Here is a 22250-nt window from a genome sequence, read left to right as displayed (position 1 = left end):
CCCCGTCCCCGGCGCCCGGCCCCGCAGGCACCACCACGTAACGGACGCGCCCCGGCCCCTCCCGGGCGCGTCCCCCGGAGGCCCGGACGGCCGGCCCGGCCCCGTAACGCCTCCCGTACACCCACCCGGAACGACATCAGCAGAAGGAGACGATGGCGCCCATGGAGCCGGAAGAGTCCCGTAAGGGGAGCGGCGCACAGCAGAACGCGGACGTCGAGGCGGCGGCCGCCGGAGCGGCCGGAGCCGAGACGCCCGCCGCGCCGCCGGCCCGGGGGAGCGACAGGCCGCCCCGCACGGACGGCGCGACCGTGCCCGTCCTCTCCGCGGACACCGCGCCCACCCCCGAGCCCGCGGCGCGCCGCACGTCCGAGGCCGCCGCGCGCCCCGCGGCCGCGGGAGCGACGGCCGCCGCAGCGGGCACCGGGAAACGGACGGCGGGCAAGACCGCCGCGGCCACCTCGGCCACCGGTGCGACCAGCGCCGATGCGGCGCCGGACACGCTGGTGGCGACCGGCGGCCGGGTCTCCGGGCCGATGGTCGCCGCCGCCGGCATCGCCGGCGTCCTGCTGCTCTGCTCGCCGTTCCTCATCTCGAAGCTGACGGCCGGTGGCGGGCACGACAAGCAGCCGCCCGCCGCCGCGTCCGAGTACGACGGACAGGGGCGCGGCGCCGGGGTCGTGCCCGGGGCCGAGCAGCCGCAGGGACAGCAGGGGCCGCCCGACGGCGGCGGGCCGGGCGGCTCCGGTGACGGCGGGCAGGGCGGCGCCCCGGCGGGCGGTGACGCGGCCACCTACACCGCGACGGCCGGGCCCGGCTGCACCGACAAGTCCACCGGGTACAAGGAACACGGCACCTACGCCGACGGCGAGTCGGGCTGGACGACGCACAAGAGCGGCGGCTGGACCAAGGACGGCTGCGACGGTTCCTTCGTCTCCGTGCCGATGGCGGGCGACAAGGGCGACGACGGCAACTACACCTTGTGGACCTTCGCCACCGGGCCGGTGAAGTCGGGAAGTTGCCAGGTCAGGGCCTTTGTGCCCAAGGATGACGATGTGCGGCACGTCGGCGGGCACCCCACCCGCTACTCGGTGTTCGCGTCCGCTGCGGGAACGGGCAAGGCGCTCGGCGACTTCACCGTCGAGCAGACCGGCAAGCGCGGCGACTGGGCGCCCGGTGGCACCTTCCCGATCACCGGCGGCCATCTCTCCGTCAAACTCCACACCCAGGGCACCGACTTCGGCTCCGGCTTCGACGGCGCCCACCACGCGGCGTCCGCCGTCTTTGTGCGGTGCACCGGCTGATCCCCGCAAGCCGCCCGGCGGGCAGGCCGGTCCGCCGCGCGCACCCGAGCGTGACACCCCTTCGGGGACACCCCTTGTTCACCTGGAATTTATAGGGGTCGGTAGGGGTTGGAGTGCGCTGCGCGGGGGGTTCGGTGGTTGGACAATGGAGGGGGACGACCGGGGCCGCGCGGTGAGCGGGCGGCCGGGCCCGGGCCACGGCGGTCTCGCCGGGCCGGAATCGGAATGTCGCGCGGCGACCGGAGGGCGGACCTTTCCGCCGTTTCGGGGAGCCCCGGGCGACTGGGAGCGATGGTGCGACGCCTTCGGGCGGAACCCTTCCCACCTGGTGCGGGAGGCAACCGAACCGGGCCGACGCCGGTCTGGACCACCCGAGTTGGGCGAGCGGGGCGCAAGCCGTCCCGGAACACGGACACAGCGGCGGGCGTACAAGCGGAACGGGGCGGGGCGGCCGGTCCGCCTGCCCGACATCCGGCCGCGGCGCGCGGCGGGCGAGAGGAATGAGATGGGTATCGCTTCCGAGGCGGACACGGGCGCGGGGCGGACCGCGCCGGAGGAGGCCGACGCCATAGCGGTCGTCGGACTGTCCTGCCGATTCCCCGGGGTGGACGGCCCCGACACCTTCTGGCGGCTGCTCCACGACGGCCCGGAGGCGTCCGACGCGTCCGGCGAGCGGCCGTTCGCATCCGGCGGCGCGGCCCGCTGGTTCGGGCCGGAGTCGCTGGGGGTGCCCGCCGAGGACCTCGGCGCCCCCGACCCGCGGCAGCGGCTCGCCGCCGACCTCGCCCGGGAGGCCCTGGAGAGCGCCGGCATCCTCCCGGAGGGACTGGCGGGCAGCGGCACCGGCGTGTTCCTCGGCGCGTCGGCGTGCCCGCCCAACGGGCGCGGCGCGGCACCCGCCGACCGCACCACCCTCGCGAGCCGGCTCTCCGCCACCCTGGGCCTGCGCGGTCCGAGCCTGGTCGTCGACACCGCACGCTCCTCGGCCCTGACCGCCGTCCACCTCGCCGCGCTGGCGCTGCGCGGCGGTGAGTGCGACGAGGCGCTGGCCGGCGGGGTCACCGTCCGCCGGACGCCCGCCGGCGCCGCGACGCAGGAGGCCGACGGCGGGCTCCTCGTCCTCAAGACGCTGCGCCGGGCGCTGGCCGACGGCGACACCGTGCACTGCCTGATCCGCGGCGGCGCCGTGAACCACGACGGCGGCGCCACCGACGGGCCGGCCGCCGCCCAGGAGGAGGCGGCGCGCCGGGCCTGCGCCCACGCCCGGGTCGACGCCGCCGCGGTCCGGTTCGTCGAACTGGCCGCCACCGCGGGCCCGGTGCGGACCGCGGTGCCCGCCGGTTCGGGCGGCCGTCCGGTGCGCGAGCCGCTGCCCGACGCCGCCGCCGCGCAGCCCGAGGGCGCCGCCGCCGCGCTCCTGAAGACGGTGCTGTGCCTGCGCGCCGCGGCCCATGTGACCGGCGAGGCGGCGCCGTGGAGCGGCGCCCCGGACGGCGCGGCCCGGGCCGTGGTGCCGCTGCCGCGCCGGGGGAGCGAACCGGTGCTGGCGGGTGTCGGCGCGTACGGCCACGGTGGGACCTGCCATCTGGTGCTGTCCGACTGGGCGGACCGGCCCGCGCCCGCGCCGGCTGCGGCCGTGCACGGGGTGCGGCCGGGGACCGCCGGGGCGCGGCGGGCCGACGACGCTCCCGCCACCTCCCCGGCGGAGGCCGCCGCGACGCTGCGGGCCCGCGCCGCCCGGATGAGCGTGCACCTCGCGACCCGCCCCGGCTTCCGCCCCGAGGACATCGCCGACGCCCTCGCCCCCACCCCCGTCCGCCGGCCGCTGCCGCCGGTCGCCCCGGGCCCGCTCCCGGAGGCCGTCCCCCAGGAACAGCCGGGCGCCGCGGCACCCGCTCCCGGTGCCGGCGGCGAGGCTCCGGTCGATCTGGCGGCGGGGCTCAACGATGAGCAGGTGCTGGAGATACTGGGCGAACTGCCCCTCCAGCGGCTGCGCGAGGAGGGGCTGCTGTCCCGGCTGCTGGAGCTGGCCGGCCACCGCTGACCCCGCGGCCCCGCCGCTCGCCACATACCCGCGCAGGGCCCGTACGGCACGTTCCGTACGGGCCCTGCGGCGTGCCGGGACACGACTGCCGGGACACGACGCCGCGCCGGGAACGCCCCCGGCGCGGCGTCGCGCCGTCGGCGGGGCCGGGTGGTTCCCGGCCCGCGCTCGCGCGGAAAAGAAGACGGAATTCCGTGCGTTTCCGGTGCGGAATTTATAGGGGTCCCAGGGGCTTGAGGGCTTCGCTGCGGGCTGCCTAGCGTGGCGGCTCGAAAGGGAGCCCTTCTCGTGCCGCGGCGAACCGCCGACGCATTCGCGAGTCCGCGGCACGACATCGCGATCGGCCCCGGAACTCCTTGCGCCCGCATGCCGTGTGATGGATACCGCGGTGAGGGCGCCGTACCTCATCAGAGAGGGGAAAAGCCATGGATGTACTGGCTGACGCTCTGCTCGGCGGAGCCACACCGGAAGAAATCGAACGGCATGAACTGCCCGGCGAATATCTCGCCGCCCATCTCCGCGCCGAGGACATCCACATGTTCGGCGGCGCCGAGGACAAGGACGTCCGCAAGTCCCTGCACGTCGGCCCGGTGCCGATGCCGGAGATCGCGCCGGACGAGGTGGTCGTCGCCGTCATGGCCAGCTCCATCAACTACAACACCGTGTGGTCGGCGATGTTCGAACCGCTGCCGACGTTCACCTTCCTGAAGAAGTACGCCCGGGAGGGCGGCTTCGCCACCCGCCACGACCGCCCGTACCAGGTCGTCGGCTCGGACGCGGCCGGAGTGGTCGTCAAGACGGGCGCGGGGGTGCGGCGTTGGCGCACCGGTGACCATGTCGTGGTCAGCTGCGTCCAGGTGGACGACCAGGAGGCAGCCACCCATGGCGACGGTATGCTCGGCGTGGGCCAGCGGGCCTGGGGCTTCGAGACCAACTTCGGGGGGCTCGCCCACTACGCCGTCGTCCGCGCCAGCCAACTGCTCGACAAGCCCGCGCATCTGACGTGGGAGGAGGCGGCGAGCACCATGCTGACCGCCGTGACCAGCTACCGCATGCTGGTGAGCGACAAGGGCGCGCGGATCAAGCAGGGCGACATCGTGCTCATCTGGGGCGCCGCCGGAGGGCTCGGCTCCTTCGCCGTCCAGATGGTGAAGAACGCCGGCGGCATCCCCGTCGGCGTCGTCGGCTCGGAGCGCAAGGCGCAACTGCTGCGGAAACTGGGCTGTGACGTGGTGATCGACCGCCGGGAGATCGGCGTGGACGACGGCGCGCCCGGCCCCGAGGAGACCATCGAACGCGGCAAACGCCTGGGCCGCGCCATCCGGGCGGCCGTCGGCGAGGACCCGCACGTCGTCTTCGACTACGTGGGCCGGGCGACGTTCGGCATCTCGGTGTTCGTGGTCCGCCGCGGCGGCACCGTCGTCACCTGCGGGTCCAGCACCGGCTACCAGCACACCTACGACAACCGCTATCTGTGGATGAACCTCAAGCGCATCGTGGGCAGCCACGGCGCCAACCTCCAGGAACAGTCCGAGTGCAACCGGCTGTTCCGGCTGGGCCTGCTCACCCCCGTCCTGTCGGCCGTGCATCCGCTGGCCGACGTCGGCGAGGCCGCCCGCACGGTGCAGCTCAACCGGCACGTCGGCAAGGTCGGCGTGCTGTGCATGGCCCCCGAGGGCGGACTGGGCGTCACCGACCCCGAGCTGCGCGCCCGCATCGGGGCACAGAACCTCAACCCGCTGCGGGAGTTGCCCGCCGAGGCGGCCGTCTGACCCGTTCCGGTCCCGATTTTCTCGGCGCGGCCGTGGTGAACCGCGGAGGAAGCGTTCACCACCCCTGTTCGCCGGGCGTCCCTTAAGGGGTTCGGCCCGCGGGACTGGGGTTCACGCCAGGGGTTCCGCGCGACTACGTTGACGGTGTGTTCCGGGGGCAACGACCGCATACGGAACGGAAGAAGGTACGGCCGGACGCAGAGGATGCGGCCGGCCGTCCACGGTCCCACCGCATTTTCCGTGGCATGGTCCGAAGAGGAATACGGGAAGTCGGTTTCCGGGTGCCGGCCGGTGAATTCCACGGCACCTCAGCGCATTCCCGCACCGCGCTCGCCGGGGTACGGGAACGGCGGAATGACAGCTGGAGAGCGAGGAACCATTCGTGCGGTACGAGATTCTGGGATCGCTTCGGGTGACCGATGACGGGTCCGTCGCGGCGGTCAGCGCACCGAAGATGCAGATCCTGCTGGCGGCGCTGCTCATCAGGGCCGGCCACGTCGTCTCCCGGGACGAGCTGAGCAACGAGATCTGGGGGAGCGCCCCGCCCCGCCGCGCCACCGCCTCCCTCCACGTCCACATGTCCCAACTGCGCAAGATCCTCACCCGCCCCGGGCGGCCCGGCAGCCCGATCGCCACCGCGGCGCCCGGCTACGTCCTGCGCCTCGCCCCCGGCGAACTGGACCTGCACCGCTTCCAGTGCCTGCTGCGCGACGGCCGCCGCGCAGCCCGCGCGGGCAACCACGAACGCGCGGTGGAACTGCTCGGCGCCGCACGGTCGTTGCACCGGGGAGCGGTGCTGGACGGCGCGGCCGCGGGGCCGATCGTCGGCGGCTGCGCGCGGTGGGCGGAGGAGGCGCGCATCGAGTCCGCCGAACTCCTCGTGGCGTCCGGCATCGCCCTGGGCCGGTATCAGGAGATGACCGGCGTGCTGCGGGCGCTGCTCGCCGCGCATCCGCTGCACGAGGCGTTCTACCGGCAGCTGATCCTGTGCATGTCCCGCTCGGGCCGGCGCGCCGAGGCGCTGCGCGCCTACCACTGCGCCCGCGACACGATCCGCCGCGAGCTGGGTCTCGAACCCTCCTGGGAACTGCGCGAGTTGCAGCGGACGATCCTGCGGGCCGACGGCGCGGCGCGGGACATGCAGCTGGCGGGCTGAGGCCCGCATCCGGGGAAGCCGGGCGGGGCGCGGCCGGACGGTCCGGCCGCCCCGCCGGTGCCCGCCCCGCCCCGCCCGGCGGCTCAGCCGGCGTGGTCCCGTCCCGCCTGTACGAGCCCGGACTCGTACGCGAAGATCACCGCTTGGACGCGGTCGCGCAGGTGGAGCTTGGCGAGCATCCGGCCGACGTGGGTCTTGACGGTCGCGGCGGACACCACCAGGCGTTCGGCGATCTCCGCGTTGGACAGGCCCTGGGTCACCAGCAGGAGCACCTCCCGCTCCCGGCCGGTCAGCTGCTCCAGGCCGCTCGTGTCCGGCGGCATCCACCTGTACCGATGCGGCCGCAGCCGACTGATCACCGTCGTTCTCCTTGGTTGTCGGCCATCGCGGACGAGGATGCCGAGGGGCGTGCGCAGGGGGCACCCCCAGCTGGAGGGGCGCACCGTGAGCCCCTCCAGCTGGGGGGTCAGGCCCGCGTGGCGGGGCCGGTCAGCGCCGCGGTGACGACGGCGGCGACCCCGGCCGCCTGCGGATCGAGGTAGAAGTGGCCGCCGGGGTGCACCGACACGTCGAACGCGCCGGTGGTGTGCGGCCGCCACGCGCCGGCCTCGGACACCGCGAAGACCGGGTCCGCGTCGCCGCACAGCACGGTCAGCGGGCAGCCGACCGTCGCGCCGGCGGCGCAGACGTACCCCTCCACGGCCCGGTAGTCGGCGCGCAGCGCCGGCAGCACCAGGGCGCGCAGCTCCGGGTCGGCCAGCACGCCGGGGGCGGTGCCGCCGAGCCGCTCCAGTTCGGCGACGAGCGCGTCGTCGTCCCGCCACCCGGTGGCGCCGCGGTGCGGCACGGACGGCGCCCGGCGTCCGGAGGCGAACAGCCGCACCGGCCCGGCGCCCGCCGTCTCGCACCGGCGGGCCACCTCGAACGCGACGACGGCGCCCATGCTGTGTCCGAAGAAGGCGTAGGGCGCGGACAGGTACGGGCGCAGGGCCGCGAAGGCGGCGTCGGCGAGCGCGGTGACCTCGGTGAACGGCGCCTCGCGGTGCCGCTCCTGGCGCCCGGGGTACTGCACCGCCCACGTCGCGACGTGCGGCGCCAGCCGCTTCGACAGCGCCAGGTACGAGCCGGCCGAGCCACCGGCGTGCGGGAAGCACACCAGGGGCACGGCGTCGTCGGCGGCGGCGCCGAGGCGGCGGAGCCACGGACCGGTCGGTGCGGTGCGGAGGGCGGACGGGTGCGGCACGGGGAACCTTCCTGGGACGCGCCGCCGCGGTGGCCGCCCGCCGGGGACGGCCACCGCGGCGGGTCAGGGCAGCCGGGTGAGGGCGAGGGTCGCCTCGCCGTGGCACCGGCCGCCGTGCGCGTCGTGGTAGCGATGGGTGGTTTCGGCGATCAGCAGCGGGGCGCCGTCGCGGGGGGTGCGCCGGGTCAGCCGCTTCAGGGTGAACTCTCCCTGGAAGGCGCGGGGGTCGACCGGCCGGGGGAAGCGGCTCTCGAACCGGACGATGAGGATGTCGGGAAGCTGGCGCTTCCAGTAGTCCTCCATCGTCCACTCCGCGAACTGCGGCAGCAGCCGGTCCCGAACCGCGACCGCGAGGGCGTAGTACATCAGCTGGTTGTAGCAGATGTTGACCTCGACGGAGTTGAGATGCCCGGTGTCGTCGATGTAGCAGGACTCGGGGATCGCGAACTCGCCGCGGGCGGTGAGGGTTTCGCCGTCCACGGTGACCTCGGCCGACCGCAGGTAGGCGCAGTGCGCCTTGTACGGGGCGAGCACCCGGGTCAGCAGGTCCGGGCCGTCCGCGCCGGTGGCGCTCATGCGGCCGCCGTCTCGTACAGCGGGCGGGCGTCGTGCACGGTGACGCGGTGCGAGACCGTCGGCTCGGGTGTGGTGGTGTGGCGGGCGCGGTGGATGAGGCTGCGGTTGTCCCAGACGAGCAGATCGCCCTTCTCGAACTCCTGGAGGTGGACGGCCTCGTGCGTCATCTCCTCGTCGAGCTGGCCGGTCTCCTTGAAGAGCCGGGCGAGGAGCGCGTCGTCCAGGGGCGTGCCGTCGGCGTCCTCCAGGCCGACGGTGAAGCCCTCGCTGAGATAGAGGACGGTCTCGCCGGTCATGGGGTGGGTGAAGGTGGTGGGGTGCAGCACCGCGGGGGTCTTGCGCTCGACCTCCTCGATGATCTCCGAGATCGGGCGGTAGACGTCCGACGGGCGGATCTTGAAGTACTTGCGGACGCTGTGCCGCCCGTTGGTGCCCGCCACCGCCCGCTTCAGCTCGTCGGGCAGCCTGCGGTACGCGGCGCCCATGTCGAGGAAGTACGTGCCGCGGTTCCGCTCCGGGACGACCTGCGGGTGGATCAGGGTGATGCCGAACGGCTCCGGCATGAACTGGTAGTCGGCGTGCCAGAACTTGCCGGTCTTGGGGACGCCGATCTGCTTGCCGTTCTCCGGAACGTTCGACGAGACGAAGATGTCGGGGTTGTCGGGGTGGTGGTACATCGGCTCGTAGTACGCCTCGGGGCGGCCGAACCGGGAACCCAGGTCGTGGAAGGAGCGCGGCGACAGCTGCTGCCCCTTCAGCACGACGATCTTGTGCTCGTAGACGGCGGACAGCACGCGTGCGACGTCCGCCTCGGAGGCGGTGGTGTGGTCGAAGCCCTTGACGGTGACGCCGAGCTGCTTTCCGGCCTGCGGGGTGATCTGCACGGGGGACTCCTGTGAGGGGTGGGTGGGCGCGGGGGAGGGGCGGGGCGTCAGGCGGCGTCCGCGGGGAGCTTGGCGTCGATCAGCCGCACGGCCTGCGCCAGCGTCAGGTCCTCGGTCAGCTCGTCGTCACCGACCTCGATGCCGAGGGTCCGCTCGATCCGCAGCGCGATCTCGACCATGGTCAGCGAGTCGACGCCCAGCTCCGCGAAGGTCGCCTCCGGGGTCAGCGACTCGGCCGGGGCGTCGTGGAACTCCTTCAGGAGGGCGGTCAGTCGGTCGTGGGTGGCGGTGGTCATCGCCGGTCCTTTCCGCCGGCTCGTCGCCGGCCGGTCGCAGGGCTGAGGTCGGGCCAGCGCAGTGCGCACGAGCCCCAGGTGAGGCCGCCGCCGAAGCCGGTGAGCAGCACCCGGGCGCCCGGCGTCAGCGCGCCGCTGGCGTGGGCGTCGTCGAGGGCCAGCGGGATGGAGGCGGCGCCGGTGTTGCCGACGTCGGTGAGGTGCCGGGCGCAGCGCTCCCGGCCGACGCCGAGGCCGTCCGCCACGGAGTGCAGGATGCGCAGATTGGCCTGGTGGGCGACGAGGTGGTCGACGTCGTCGGGGCGCCATCCGGCGGCGGCGAGGGTGGCCTGCGCGGACGCGGTCATCCGGGTCACCGCGTGGCGGTAGACCTCCTTGCCGCGCATCGCGAAGTGCCGGTCGGCGCGCGGGGTGTGCTCCGTGACGGGGCTGCGGGAGCCGCCCGCCGCGATGAGGATCGCCTCCTCCGCGCCGCCGTCGCTGCCGAGGTCGAAGTGGCCCACCGCGCCCGGCTCGTCGGCGCTGCCGGCCCGCAGGACGACCGCGCCGGCGCCGTCGCCGAAGAGGATCGCGTTGGTGCGGTCGTTTGGATCGACGATGGACGAGTAGACGTCCGCCCCGATCAGCAGCGTGCGTTCCGAGACGCCCGCGGCGATCAGTCCGGCGGCGGTGGCGAGCCCGTAGAGGAAGCCGGTGCAGACCGCCGACACGTCGAAGGCGGCGGCGCCGGTCAGTCCGAGCCGGGCGGCCACCAGGGGAGCGGTGGCCGGGCACCGGCGGTCGGGGGTGACGGTGGCGACCAGCACGGTGTCCGCCGGCTCCCCGCCCGCCGCCCGCAGCGCCCGGCGCCCGGCCTCGACGGCCAGATCGGAGGTGGCCTCGCCGGGGGCGGCGGCGCGGCGGTTGCGGATGCCGGTGCGCGTGGTGATCCACTCGTCGGTGGTCTCCAGCCGCGCGGACAGCTCCGCGTTGCTGACGACCCGTTCGGGCAGATGGCCGCCCACACCGCACAGTACGGCGGCGCGTCCGGCCGGCCCGGGAGGTATTCCGCTCATGTTCACGACCAGCCTCTGGGTAACGAGAGAAAACCGGCGGAGAATTCATGTGGTGAATTCCGCTCGCCCTGGGGAGAGGTGTTCTCAGCAAAATGGGAAACGGTGTGCCCTGTCAATCTCCGGGCGCATTTCTGAAGCGATTCTAAAGTCGCTCTAAAGGCGCCGGGTGGGGTGTGTGAGGCGCCGGGCTTCGCCGTTTGTTCGCGATGATCACGGCTGTGAGCTGCTGGAACGTGGCGCTGTGCGAGTGCGGGGCTCTCGCTCACGGTAGCGCACCGGGTGTCTTTCGTGTCTCGTTCCCCGGGATCGCGGCTTGCGTTTTCCGTGGCCCGCGACGTATCAAATAACTGCCGTCCGGAGCCCCACGGCGTGGATTTTTCCCGGACGTTATCGACGCTTTTCAGCTGCCCGTGTGATACCGGCACGTGGTACCGCGCGGATTCATTGGAGGCGCGTTTCCCATGGAATCGACTTCGGCACCCGTCTGGCCTGCCGCCGACCGCCCCGGCGGGGAACGGCGCCGGCTGCTGCTCGGCGTGGTCCGCGCGCACCTGGAGGAGCTGCTCGGCCACCCGGTGCCGGCGGACGCGTCCGAGGTGCCCTTCCTCGACCTGGGGATCGACTCCCTCACCGCCGTCGACCTGCGGGACCGGCTCGACGCCGCGAGCGGTCTGCGCCTGCCGTCCACCCTGGTCTTCGACCACCCCACCCCGGTGGCGCTCGCCGCCTTCCTCGCCACCCTGCCCACGGACCCCGCCCCGCCCGCCGTGACCGGGCCCGTGGCCACCTCGCCGGACACGGCCGCGGCCGGTGCGCCCGCGGCGGCCCCGGACCGGCCCGCCGGTGACGACCCCGTCGTCATCGTGGGGATGGCCTGCCGGTTCGCCGGTGGCGTCGCTTCGCCCGAAGACCTCTGGCGGCTGCTCGCGGCCGGGGGCGACGCCATCGGCCCGTTCCCCGACGACCGGGGCTGGGACCTGGCCGCGCTCCACGACCCGGACCCCGACCGGTCGGGCACCACATACGTCCGCGGGGGCGGGTTCCTCGGCGGCGCCGCGGAGTTCGACGCCGCGTTCTTCGGGATCTCGCCCCGCGAGGCGCTGGTCATGGACCCGCAGCAGCGGCTGCTCCTGGAGACGTCGTGGGAGGCGCTGGAGCGCGCCGGGATCGACCCGGCGGCGTTGCGCGGCTCGCCCACCGCCGTCTACGCCGGGGTCGCCGACTTCGACCACGCGCTGACCGCCCGGCCCGTCCCCGACAGCGACATGTACTACACGACCGGCACCCACCACAGCGTCGCCTCCGGGCGGATCGCCTATGCGCTCGGCCTGGAGGGCGCGGCCCTGACCGTCGACACGGCGTGCTCGTCGTCGCTGGTGACGCTGCATCTGGCGGCGCAGGCGCTGCGCCGCGGCGAGTGCGCGCTGGCGCTGGCCGGCGGCGCGACGGTCCTCTCCGGGCCCAGCGTCCACCTGGGCTTCAGCCGTCAGCGCGCGCTGTCCCCGGACGGCCGCTGCCGCGCCTTCGCCGACGGCGCCGACGGCTTCGGCCCCGCCGAGGGCGTGGGGATGCTCGTGCTGGAGCGGTTGTCGGACGCGCTGCGGGCGGGCCGTCGCGTTCTCGGTGTGGTGCGGGGTTCGGCGGTGAATCAGGACGGTGCGTCGAACGGTTTGACGGCGCCGAGCGGTCCGGCGCAGCAGCGGGTGATCCGTCAGGCACTGGCGTCGGCTGGGTTGTCGGTCTCCGATGTGGATGTGGTGGAGGCGCATGGCACCGGGACGACGTTGGGTGATCCGATCGAGGCGCAGGCGTTGCTGGCGACGTACGGGCAGCGCGACCGGGGGGCTGCGCCGTTGCTGTTGGGTTCGGTGAAGTCCAACATCGGGCACACGCAGGCCGCCGCGGGCGTCGCCGGAGTGATCAAGGCCGTACTCGCCCTGGAACACGGGATCGTCCCGGCCTCGCTCCACGTCGATGAGGTCTCCTCGCACGTCGACTGGGCGGCCGGCGCCGTGGAGGTCGTCCGGGAGGCGGCGCCCTGGCCGGCGACCGGGCGGCCGCGCCGCGCCGGGATCTCCTCCTTCGGCATGAGCGGCACCAACGCCCATGTGATCGTGGAGCAGGCGCCGGCCCCGGTGGAGCGGGAGCCGGCCGGGCCGCCGCGCGCCGCCGCCGGTCCGCTGCTGTGGCCGGTGTCCGGGCGCGGGGACGCCGCGCTGCGCGCCCAGGCGGAGCGGGCGGCGGAGTATCTGCGGCGCGGCGCCGACGCGCCCGACGCGGTGGTGGCCGCCGCCCTCGCGGGACGTACCGGGTTCGAGCGGCGGGCGGTGGCGCTCGCCGCCGACCGGGCCGCCGCGGCCACCGCGCTGGCCGCGCTCGCCACCGGCGCCGAGCCGGACTCCGTCGTCACCGGCGCCGCCCCGGCGGGCGCGGCCGGCGAGGGCACCGTGCTGGTCTTCCCCGGCCAGGGCTCCCAATGGCCGGGCATGGGACGCGAACTCCTCGACTCCTCGCCGGTGTTCGCCGCCTGGGTGGCCCGCTGCGAGACCGCATTCGCCCCCTACCTCGACTGGTCGCTGACCGCCCTGCTCCGCGACGAGGACAGCACCGTCTCCCTCGACCAGGGGGACGCGGTGGTGCAGCCCGCACTGTTCACCGTCATGACCGGGATCGCCGAGCTGTGGCGGCACCACGGGGTGGTCCCGGCGGCGGTCGTCGGGCATTCGCAGGGCGAGATCGCGGCCGCGTACGTCGCCGGGGCGCTGAGCCTGGACGACGCGGCGAAGACCGTCGCGCTGCGCGCCGGACTCCTCACCGAGCTGGCCGGGCGCGGCGCGATGGCCACGGTGATGCTCGGCCGCGCCGCCACCGAGGCGAAACTCGCGGCCTGGGACGGCGCGCTCACCGTCGCCGCCGTCAACTCCCCGTCGTCCACCGCCGTTTCCGGCGACGCCGCCGCGGTGGCACGGTTCCTCGACCGGATGGCCGCCGACGGCGTCTGGGCCCGCCGCATCCCCATCGACTACGCCTCGCACTCCGCGCAGACCGAGATCCTGGCGGACCGGCTGCCCGCTCTCCTCGCGGACGTGACGCCGCTGCCGGGCAACGGCACGCTGTTCTGCTCGACGGTGACCGGCCGCGCGGCGGACCCCGCGACGCTGGACGGCGCGTACTGGTACCGCAACCTCCGCGAGACCGTCGACTTCCAGGGCGCCGTAACCCACCTCCTGGACCGCGGCTTCCGGGTCTTCGTCGAGGCGAGCGCCCACCCCGTCCTGACGACGGCGCTGGAGCGGATCCTGGAGGAGCGCGGACACGAGGGCGTGGTGCTGGAGACGCTGCGGCGCGGCGACGGCGGCGCGGCGCGCCTCGCCCGGTCGCTGGCGCAGGCGTACGTCCGCGGCGTCGACCTGGACTGGCCCGCCGTCCTGGGCGCCGACCCGGACCGCGCCCGGACCCTGCGCAGCACCCTGCCGACCTACGCCTTCCGGCACGAACGGTTCTGGCCCGCCCCGCCCGACGGCCGCGGCGACCCGGAAGCCCTCGGCGTCACCGCCGCGGACCACCCCTTCCTGGGCGCGGCCGTCGAACTGCCCGCCACCGGCGGCACGGTGCTGACCGGGCGGATCTCCCTCGCGTCGCAACCGTGGCTCGCCGACCACGCCGTCGGCGGCGCGGTGCTGCTGCCGGGGACCGCCTTCGTCGAACTCCTGCTGCGCGCCGGCCAGGAGACCGGCTGCCCGCAGATCGCCGAACTGGTCCTGGAGAGCCCGCTGTTCCTGCCCGAGCGCGGCGCGGTCCGCCTCCAGGTCGCCGTCGGCGCACCCGACGCGGCCACCGGCGAGCGCGCCGTCACCGTCCACGCCCGCCCCGGCGGCGACCCCGGCGCCCCCTGGACCCGGCACGCCACGGGCACCCTCACCCGCGACGACCCCGCACCGGACGACGCCGCGCCCGCCCCCTGGCCTCCGGCCGGTGCCCGCCCCGTCCCGCTCGACGGCTTCCACGACCGCACCGCCGCCCGCGGCTTCGGCTACGGCCCCGCCTTCCGCGGACTGCGCGCCGCCTGGCGCCACGGCGACACCCTCCTCGCCGAGGTCGAACTGCCCGGCACCGCCGCCGACCCCGGCCGGTTCGCCCTGCACCCCGCCCTCCTCGACGCGGCGGTCCAGCCGCTGCTGCTGAACGGCGGGCTCGACGAGTCCGCCGACGGGCCCTGGCTGCCGTTCACCTGGAGCGGTGTCCGCATCCACGCCACGGGCGCCGGCCGGCTGCGGGTCCGGCTGACCCCGCAGGGCCCCGGCACCGTCGCCGTCGACCTGACCGACGCCACGGGCGCCCCCGTCGCCGCCGCCCGTTCCCTGGTCACCCGCCCCGTCCCCGCCGACCGGCTCCGCCCCGCCGCCGACGGCCGCGCCCTGCACCGGCCCGTCTGGCAACCCTGGGACCACCCCGCGAGCACCGGGCCCGACACCGGCTGGGCGGTGCTCGGCACGGACGCCGCCGTCCGCCCGCCGGGCGCCGCCGTCCACACCGGACTCGCGGCGCTCCGCGCCCGCCTCGACGCCGGGGAGCCGGTGCCCGCCACCGTCCTGCTGCCGTGCACCGGCCGGCCGGGCCCGGATCTGCCCGGCGCCGCGGAGACCGCCACCACCACGCTCCTCGCCACCCTCCAGCAGTGGCTCGCCGACGACCGCTGCGCCGCCTCCCACCTGGTGATCGTCACCTGCGGAGCCGTCGCCGCCGGACCGGGGGAGGACGTCACCGACCTCGCGGCGGCGCCCCTGTGGGGCCTGGTGCGGTCGGCGCAGACCGAGAACCCGGGCCGCTTCCTCCTCGTGGACAGCGACGGCACCGACGCCTCCCGCCGCGCCCTGCCCGCCGCCGTGGCCGCCGCCCGCGCCGCCGGCGAACCGCAGCTCACCCTGCGCGCCGGACGCGCCGCACGGCTGCGCCTCACGCCGTACCGGCCGGCGGACGGCGCCGCGCCCGGGCGGCCCGCGGGACGTCCCGCGCCCGCCCCCGACCCGGACGGCACCCTGCTGATCACCGGCGGCACCGGCACCCTCGGCGGCGCCCTCGCCCGCCACCTGGTGCGCCGCCACCGCTTCGCCCATGTCGTGCTGGCCGGACGCCGCGGGCCCCACGCGCCGGGCGCCGCGGACCTCGCGGCCGAACTGACCGCCCTCGGCGCCGAGGTGACCGTCGCCGCCTGCGACACCACCGACCGCACCGCGCTCGCCGCCCTCCTCGACGCCGTGCCCGCCGCCCACCCGCTGACCGCCGTCGTCCACGCCGCCGGCGTCCTCGACGACGGCGTCGTCCCCTCCCTCACCGCCGACCGCACCGTCCGCGTCCTCGCCCCCAAGGTGCGGGCCGCCTGGCACCTCCACGACCTCACCCGCGGCCACGACCTGGCGCTGTTCGCCCTCTTCTCGTCCGCCGCGGGGCTCCTGGGCACCGCCGGACAGGCCAACTACGCCGCCGCCAACTCCTTCCTCGACGCCCTCGCCGCCCACCGCGCCGCCCACGGCCTGCCCGCCACCTCCCTCGCCTGGAGCCTGTGGGACGAGACGACCGGCATGACCCGCCACCTCGACCAGGACGGCCGCACCGCCCGCCTCGCCCGCCTCGGCATCGGCACCCTCGGCACCGAGCAGGGCCTCGCCCTCTTCGACACCGCGACGGCCACCGCCGAACCCCTGCTGGCACCCGTCCCGTTGCACCCCGCCGCATTCCGCGACGCCGAGGCGCCCGCCCTGCTGCGCGGCACCGCACCCGCCGCCCCGCCCCGCGCCGCCCCCGCACGGGCCGACGCGGCACCGGACGGCCTCACCCGGCGGCTGCGGGCCGCCGCCCCGGCCGAACGCGACCGCATCCTGCGCGGGCTGGTCCGCACGGAGATCCGCGCGGTCCTCGGCGCCCAGGACCGGGACCCGGCGCCCGACCGGCGCCTGGGCGACCTCGGCTTCGACTCCCTCACCACCGTCGAACTCCGCAACCGCCTCTCCCGCGCCACCGGCCTGCGGCTGCCCAGCACCCTGGTCTTCGACCACCCCACCCCCGCCGACATCGCCGGCTATCTGCGCACCCGGCTCCTCCCGGACGACACCGCACCGCACCCGGCGCCCCCGGCCCGGCCCGCCACCGACCACCGCCCCGGCGACACCGCCGACATCGCCGCGATGGACGTGGCCGCCCTGGTCCGGCTCGCGCTCGACGACCACTCCTGACGGCACGGCAACAGCGAGGTTCGTGATGGAAACCCCCGACACCCCCGGCACGCCGCACGCGCCGCGGACCCCCGACGCCAAGGTCGTCGAGGCGCTGCGCGCGTCCTTGACCGAGGCCCGGCAACTGCGCCAGGAGAACCAGCGGTTGCGGGACACCACCGACGAGCCGATCGCCGTCGTCGGCACGGCCTGCCACTACCCCGGCGGCATCGACTCGCCCGAAGACCTGTGGGACGTGCTCACCGCCGAGGGCCGCACCCAGGGCCCGTTCCCCGACGACCGGGGCTGGGACCTGGCCGCGCTCCACGACCCGGACCCCGAGCACCCCGGCACCAGCTACGTCCGCGAGGGCGGCTTCCTCGACGCCACCACCGGTTTCGACGCCGCGTTCTTCGGCATCTCGCCCCGCGAGGCGCTGGCGATGGACCCGATCCAGCGGCTGCTGCTGGAGACGTCGTGGGAGGCGCTGGAGCGCACCGGAATCGACCCGGCGACGGTGAAGGGCAGCCGCACCGGCGTGTTCACCGGCGCCTTCCCCTCCAACTACTCCCTCCTCCTCCAGCCGGTCTTCGACCAGGTCGAGGGGTACTTCGACCTCGGCACCACCTCCAGCGTCGCGGCCGGCCGGATCGCCTACGTCCTCGGCCTGGAGGGCCCGACCCTCGCCCTCGACACGGCGTGCTCGTCGTCGCTGGTGACGCTGCATCTGGCGGCGCAGGCGCTGCGCCGCGGCGAATGCACGCTGGCGCTGGCCGGCGGCGTCACCGTGATGCCCACCCCCACCGTCTTCATCGAGTTCAGCCGTCAGCGCGCCCTCTCGCCCCAGGGCCACTGCAAGCCCTTCGCCGACGCCGCCGACGGCACCTCCCTCAGCGAGGGCGTGGGCGTCCTGGTCCTGGAGCGGTTGTCGGACGCGCTGCGGGCGGGCCGTCGCGTTCTCGGTGTGGTGCGGGGTTCGGCGGTGAATCAGGACGGTGCGTCGAACGGTCTGACGGCGCCGAGCGGTCCGGCGCAGCAGCGGGTGATCCGTCAGGCACTGGCGTCGGCGGGTCTGTCGGTCTCCGATGTGGATGTGGTGGAGGCGCATGGCACGGGGACGGCGTTGGGTGATCCGATCGAGGCGCAGGCGTTGCTGGCGACGTACGGGCAGCGCGACCGGGGGGCTGCGCCGTTGTTGCTGGGTTCGGTGAAGTCCAACATCGGGCACACGCAGGCCGCCGCGGGCGTCGCCGGGGTGATCAAGGCGATGCTGGCGATGGAGCACGGGATCGTCCCGGCGTCCCTCCACGTCGACCGGGCGTCCACGCATGTGGACTGGGCCGAGGGCGCCGTGGAGATCGCCCGGGAGACGGTGCCCTGGCCGGACGTGGACCGCCCCCGCCGGGCGGGCGTCTCCTCCTTCGGCGTCAGCGGCACCAACGCCCACGTGATCATCGAACAGGCGCCGCCCGCGGAGCCCGGCCCGGACACCGGGACGACGGCCACCGCCCGGCCCGCCGGGCCGCTGCTGTGGCCGGTGTCCGGGCGCGGGGACGCCTCGCTGCGCGCACAGGCGGGACGGCTCGCGGACTTCCTGCGCACCGACCGGGCGGCGGAGTTGCCCGACGCGGCGCTGGCCGGCGCGCTCGCCGGGCGCACCGGATTCGAGCACCGGGCCGTGGTGCGGGCCGCCGACCGGACGGCCGCCGCCGACGCGTTCGACGCGCTCGCCGCCGGAGTGGAGGACCCCGCCACCGTCACCGGCACCGTCCCGGAAGCCACCGGCGAGGGCGTCGCGCTGGTCTTCCCCGGCCAGGGCTCCCAGTGGATCGGCATGGGCGCCGGACTCCTGGGCACCTCACCGGAGTTCGCCGCCTGGGTCACCCGCTGCGAGCGGGCCTTCGCCCCCTACCTGGACGTACCGCTGACGGCGTTCCTCAAGGGCGAGGCCGGCGCCCCGGCCGCCTACGAGGAGCTGACGGTGGTGCAGCCGGCGCTCTTCACGGTGATGACGGGCATCGCCGAGCTGTGGCGGCGCTGCGGCGTGGTCCCGGCGGCGGTCGTCGGGCATTCGCAGGGCGAGATCGCCGCCGCGTACGTCGCCGGGGCGCTGAGCCTGGACGACGCGGCGAAGACCGTCGCGGTGCGCGCCGCCTGCCTCAACGCCCTCACCACGCCCGGCGCGATGGCCTCCGTGCTGCTCGGCCGCGCCGCCGTCGAGGAGCGGATCGCCGCCTGGGACGGCAAGGTCACCGTCGCCGCCGTCAACTCCCCGTCCGCCACCACGATCTCCGGTGAGGTCGCCGCCGTCGAGGAGGCCCTCGACCGGTTCGCCGCCGACGGCGTCCGCGTCCGCCGCATCCCGGCGGAGCGCGCCGGACACTCCGCCCATGTGGAGGAGGTGGCGGACCGGCTGCGCACGGCCCTCGCGGACGTGACGCCGCTGCCGGGCAACGGCACGCTGCTCTGCTCGGCGGTGACCGGCCGTGCGGTGGACCCGGCGACGCTGGACGGCGCGTACTGGTACCGCAACCTCCGCGAGACCGTCGACTTCCAGGGCGCCACAACCCACCTCCTGGACCGCGGGATCCGCGCCTTCGTCGAGGTCAGCCCGCGTCCCGTGCTCACGGTGGCGGTGACGCAGACCGCGGAGGACACCGGACGCGGCTGCGTGGTGCTGGAGTCGCTGCGGCGCGGCGAGGGCGGCGCGGACGACTTCGCCCGGTCGCTGGCGCAGGCGTACGTCCGCGGCGTCGACCTGGACTGGCCCGCCGTCCTCGGCGCCGACCCCCGGCAGGCCCGGGCGGCCCGGACCGCCCTGCCGACCTACGCCTTCCGGCACGAACGCTTCTGGCCGGTGCCGCCCGCCGCCACCGCCGGGGACCCCGCCCGCCTCGGCGTCGGCGGGGTGGACCACCCGCTGCTGGGCGCCGCCGTGCAGCTGCCCGATACCGGCGGCACGGTGCTGACCGGGCGGATCTCGCTCGCGTCGCAGCCCTGGCTCGCCGACCACGCCGTCGGCGGCGCGGTGCTGCTGCCCGGCACCGCCTTCGTCGAACTCCTGCTGCGCGCCGGCCAGGAGACCGGCTGCCCGCAGATCGCCGAACTCCTCCTGGAATCCCCGCTCTTCCTCCCCGACGGGGAACCCGTCCGCCTCCACGTCGCCGTCGACGCACCCGACGCGGCGGGCGACCGCGCCGTCACCGTCCACGCCGCCACCGGCGACGACCCGGACGCCCCCTGGACCCGGCACGCCACGGGCACCCTCACCGACGGGCACCCCGCCCCGGCCCCCGCCCCCACCGCCTGGCCGCCGCCCGGCGCCGTGCCCGTACCGCCCGAGGAGCTGTACACCCGGCTCGACGCCGGCGGCGCCGGATACGGGCCCGCCTTCCGCGGGCTGACCGCCGCCTGGCGCCACGGCGACACCCTGCACGCCGAGATCGCCCTGCCCGCGGACGTCCCGGACGCCGGCCGGTTCGCCCTGCACCCCGCCCTCCTCGACGCGGCGCTGCACCCGCTCGGGCTGACCGGCCCGGGGCTGCGGCTCCCGTTCGCCTGGCGCGGCGCCCGGCTGCACACCCCGGGCGCCACCGCGCTGCGCGTCACCCTCGCCCCCGAGGGCACCGGCTCCGTCGCGGTCACCGTCACCGACGGCACCGGCCGCCCGGTCTTCCACGCCGACGCCCTCACCCTGCGGCCCGTCGACCCGGCGGCCCTCGCCGCGGCCGGCGGCGCCCACCGGGACGCGCTGTTCCGCACCGGCTGGCACCCCCGTCCCGCCACCGGCCCGGCCACCGGCACCTGGGCCGTCCTCGGCGCCACGCTGCCCGTCCCCGGCGCCCGCCGCCACGACCGGCCGGCCGATCTCCGGGCCGCGACGTCCGCCGGCGAGGCGCCGCCGGACGTCCTCGTGGTGCCGCTGCCCGGACCGGAGAGCGACGAGCCCGCCGCCGACCTCGCCGACCGGACCCGCGCCGCCACCACCGCCGCGCTGACCCTGCTCCAGACCTGGCTGGCCGACCCCCGGCCGGCCGGCCGGCTGGTGCTCGTCACCCGCGGCGCCGTGGCGGCCGCCCCCGGCGACGGCGTCCCCGACCTCGCCCACGCCGCCGTGTGGGGCCTGGTCCGCTCCGCGCAGCGGGAACACCCGGGCCGCCTCGTCCTCGTCGACACCGACGCGGACCCCGCGGCAGCCCGCACGCTCCCCGCGGCCGTCGCCACCGGCGAACCCGAACTCGCCCTGCGCCGCGGCACCGTCCTCGTCCCCCGCCTGGAGCGGGCCGGAACACCGGCACCGGCGGACGACGCGCCCCTCGACCCCGACGGCACCGTCCTGATCACCGGCGGCACCGGCGTCCTGGGCTCCCTCGTCGCCCGCCACCTCGTCACCGCGCACGGCGCCCGCCACCTCCTCCTCACCGGCCGCCGGGGGCCCGACGCGCCCGGCGCCGCCGCCCTCGCCCGCGACCTGCGCGGCCTCGGCGCGGCCACGGTCACCCTCGCCGCCTGCGACGCCGGCGACCGGGAAGCCCTCGCCCGCCTCCTCGCCACCGTCCCCGAGGACCGGCCGCTGACCGCCGTCGTCCACACCGCCGCGGTCCTCGACGACGGGGTGCTCGCCGCCCTCGACGCCAACCGCGTCGCCCGGGTGCTGCGGCCGAAGGCCGACGCCGCGCTCCACCTCCACGACCTCACCGCCCACCTGCCGCTCCGCCGCTTCCTGCTCTTCTCCTCCACCGCCGGGGTGCTCGGCGCGCCCGGACAGGCCAACTACGCCGCCGCCAACGCCCTGCTGGACGCGCTGGCCCGCCACCGGCACGCCGCCGGACTGCCCGCCACCGCCCTCGCCTGGGGCTACTGGGAGCGCACCGCCGAGCGCGAGCAGCAGCTGGACCGCGACGGCCTCGCCGCGCAACTGCGCCGCACCGGCGTGCTCCCGCTCCCCACCGATCAGGGCCTGGCGCTCCTCGACACCGCGCTCGCCACCGCCGAACCCGCCCTGACGGCCGTACGGTTCGACCTCGCCGCCCTGCGGGAGCAGCCCGGCGGCCCGCCGCCGCTCCTCGGCGCGCTGCTGCCCGCCGCCCACCGCCCCGCCCCGCACGGCAGCGGACCCGACGCGCTCCGCGCCCGGCTGGCCGCACTGGACGCCCCCGGCCGCACCGCCGCGCTGCTCACCCTCGTCCAGGAGCGCGTCGCCACCGTCCTGGGCCACCCCGCCGGACAGGCCGCGCGCACCGTCCCCGCCGCACGCCACCTCACCGACCTCGGCTTCGACTCGCTCACCGCGGTGGCGCTGCGCAACGCCCTCGACGAGGCGACCGGGCTCAAGCTCCCCGCCACCCTCGTCTTCGACCACCCCACCCCCGCGGCGCTCGCCCAGGACCTCGGCGCCCGGCTGGCCCCCGCCCAGGCCGCGCCCCCGGCCGCCCCCGGAGCGCCGGGCGCCACCGCCGGCGCGCTGCACGACGCCCTCGACCGGCTCGCCGCCGTCCTGGCGGGCACCGGAGCGCACGAACGGGCGGACGCCGGGGCCCGGTTGGCGGCGCTGCTCGCCGGCCTGCGTGACGCCGACGGCGGCCCCGACGGCGGCGCCGACCCGGACGCCGGGCTGGCCGCCGCCACCGATGAGCAGCTCTTCGGCCTCATCGACGAGGAACTCGGCACCCGCTGACGACGGCACCGGGCAGCGCCCCGCCCCGTCCCGT

General features: G+C 76.1%; 10 protein-coding genes and 2 pseudogenes. 6 read left to right on the top strand and 6 right to left on the bottom strand.

Annotated elements, in window-relative coordinates; translation table 11 throughout:
- Positions 1-161 precede the first annotated feature (161 nt).
- From ABT345_RS10030 to ABT345_RS10015, 4 genes are all read left to right on the top strand, one after another.
- Entirely contained in the window at positions 162-1301 is a 1140-nt protein-coding gene (locus ABT345_RS10030; protein WP_345088049.1) for a hypothetical protein, read from the top strand.
- Positions 1302-1806: 505 nt separating this feature from the next.
- Positions 1807-3345, top strand: a complete 1539-nt coding sequence (locus ABT345_RS10025; protein ID WP_345088046.1) for a beta-ketoacyl [acyl carrier protein] synthase domain-containing protein — start codon at positions 1807-1809, stop codon at positions 3343-3345.
- A gap of 425 nt (positions 3346-3770) precedes the next feature.
- Positions 3771-5117, top strand: a complete 1347-nt coding sequence (gene ccrA / locus ABT345_RS10020; RefSeq protein WP_345088044.1) for a crotonyl-CoA carboxylase/reductase — start codon at positions 3771-3773, stop codon at positions 5115-5117.
- A gap of 412 nt (positions 5118-5529) precedes the next feature.
- Positions 5530-6273, top strand: a complete 744-nt coding sequence (locus tag ABT345_RS10015; protein ID WP_351321566.1) for an AfsR/SARP family transcriptional regulator — start codon at positions 5530-5532, stop codon at positions 6271-6273.
- 83 nt (positions 6274-6356) lie between these two features.
- Here ABT345_RS10015 and ABT345_RS10010 read toward each other — a convergent pair.
- From ABT345_RS10010 to ABT345_RS09985, 6 genes and pseudogenes are all read right to left on the bottom strand, one after another.
- Positions 6357-6590 (bottom strand): annotated as a pseudogene (locus tag ABT345_RS10010) (response regulator transcription factor); the annotation flags it as partial.
- A gap of 149 nt (positions 6591-6739) precedes the next feature.
- Complete coding sequence (locus tag ABT345_RS10005) at positions 6740-7516, bottom strand: thioesterase II family protein (protein ID WP_345088038.1); 777 nt, start codon at positions 7514-7516, stop codon at positions 6740-6742.
- A gap of 63 nt (positions 7517-7579) precedes the next feature.
- A complete protein-coding gene (gene scoD / locus ABT345_RS10000) occupies positions 7580-8092 on the bottom strand; it encodes a (2E)-enoyl-ACP glycyltransferase (RefSeq protein WP_345088036.1) in 513 nt (170 codons plus the stop codon).
- Positions 8089-8976, bottom strand: a complete 888-nt coding sequence (gene scoE, locus ABT345_RS09995) for a (3R)-3-[(carboxymethyl)amino]fatty acid oxygenase/decarboxylase (protein ID WP_345088033.1) — start codon at positions 8974-8976, stop codon at positions 8089-8091. The genes scoD and scoE overlap by 4 nt, the downstream gene beginning before the upstream one ends.
- Before the next feature lie 47 nt (positions 8977-9023).
- On the bottom strand, positions 9024-9272 hold the full coding sequence (locus tag ABT345_RS09990; protein ID WP_345088031.1) for an acyl carrier protein: 249 nt from the start codon (positions 9270-9272) through the stop codon (positions 9024-9026).
- Positions 9269-10327 (bottom strand): beta-ketoacyl-ACP synthase III, encoded by a 1059-nt coding sequence (locus ABT345_RS09985; protein ID WP_345088029.1) that lies wholly within the window; start codon positions 10325-10327, stop codon positions 9269-9271. Before ABT345_RS09985 ends, ABT345_RS09990 begins: the two co-directional genes overlap by 4 nt.
- Before the next feature lie 596 nt (positions 10328-10923).
- On the opposite strand from ABT345_RS09985, the pseudogene ABT345_RS09980 reads away from it, so the two are divergent.
- Both ABT345_RS09980 and ABT345_RS09975 read left to right on the top strand, forming a co-directional pair.
- Positions 10924-16560 (top strand): annotated as a pseudogene (locus ABT345_RS09980) (type I polyketide synthase); the annotation flags it as partial.
- A 25-nt stretch (positions 16561-16585) separates the two neighbouring features.
- Positions 16586-22216 carry an SDR family NAD(P)-dependent oxidoreductase gene (locus ABT345_RS09975; RefSeq protein ID WP_345088025.1) on the top strand — a complete coding sequence of 1877 codons (5631 nt, stop codon included), beginning with the start codon at positions 16586-16588 and terminating at the stop codon, positions 22214-22216.
- Positions 22217-22250: the final 34 nt, after the last annotated feature.

It is taken from the genome of Streptomyces sp. NPDC000404 (assembly GCF_040300365.1).
Lineage (GTDB): Bacteria > Actinomycetota > Actinomycetes > Streptomycetales > Streptomycetaceae > Streptomyces > Streptomyces ramulosus.
This window is presented reverse-complemented; position numbering and strand designations above follow the sequence as displayed.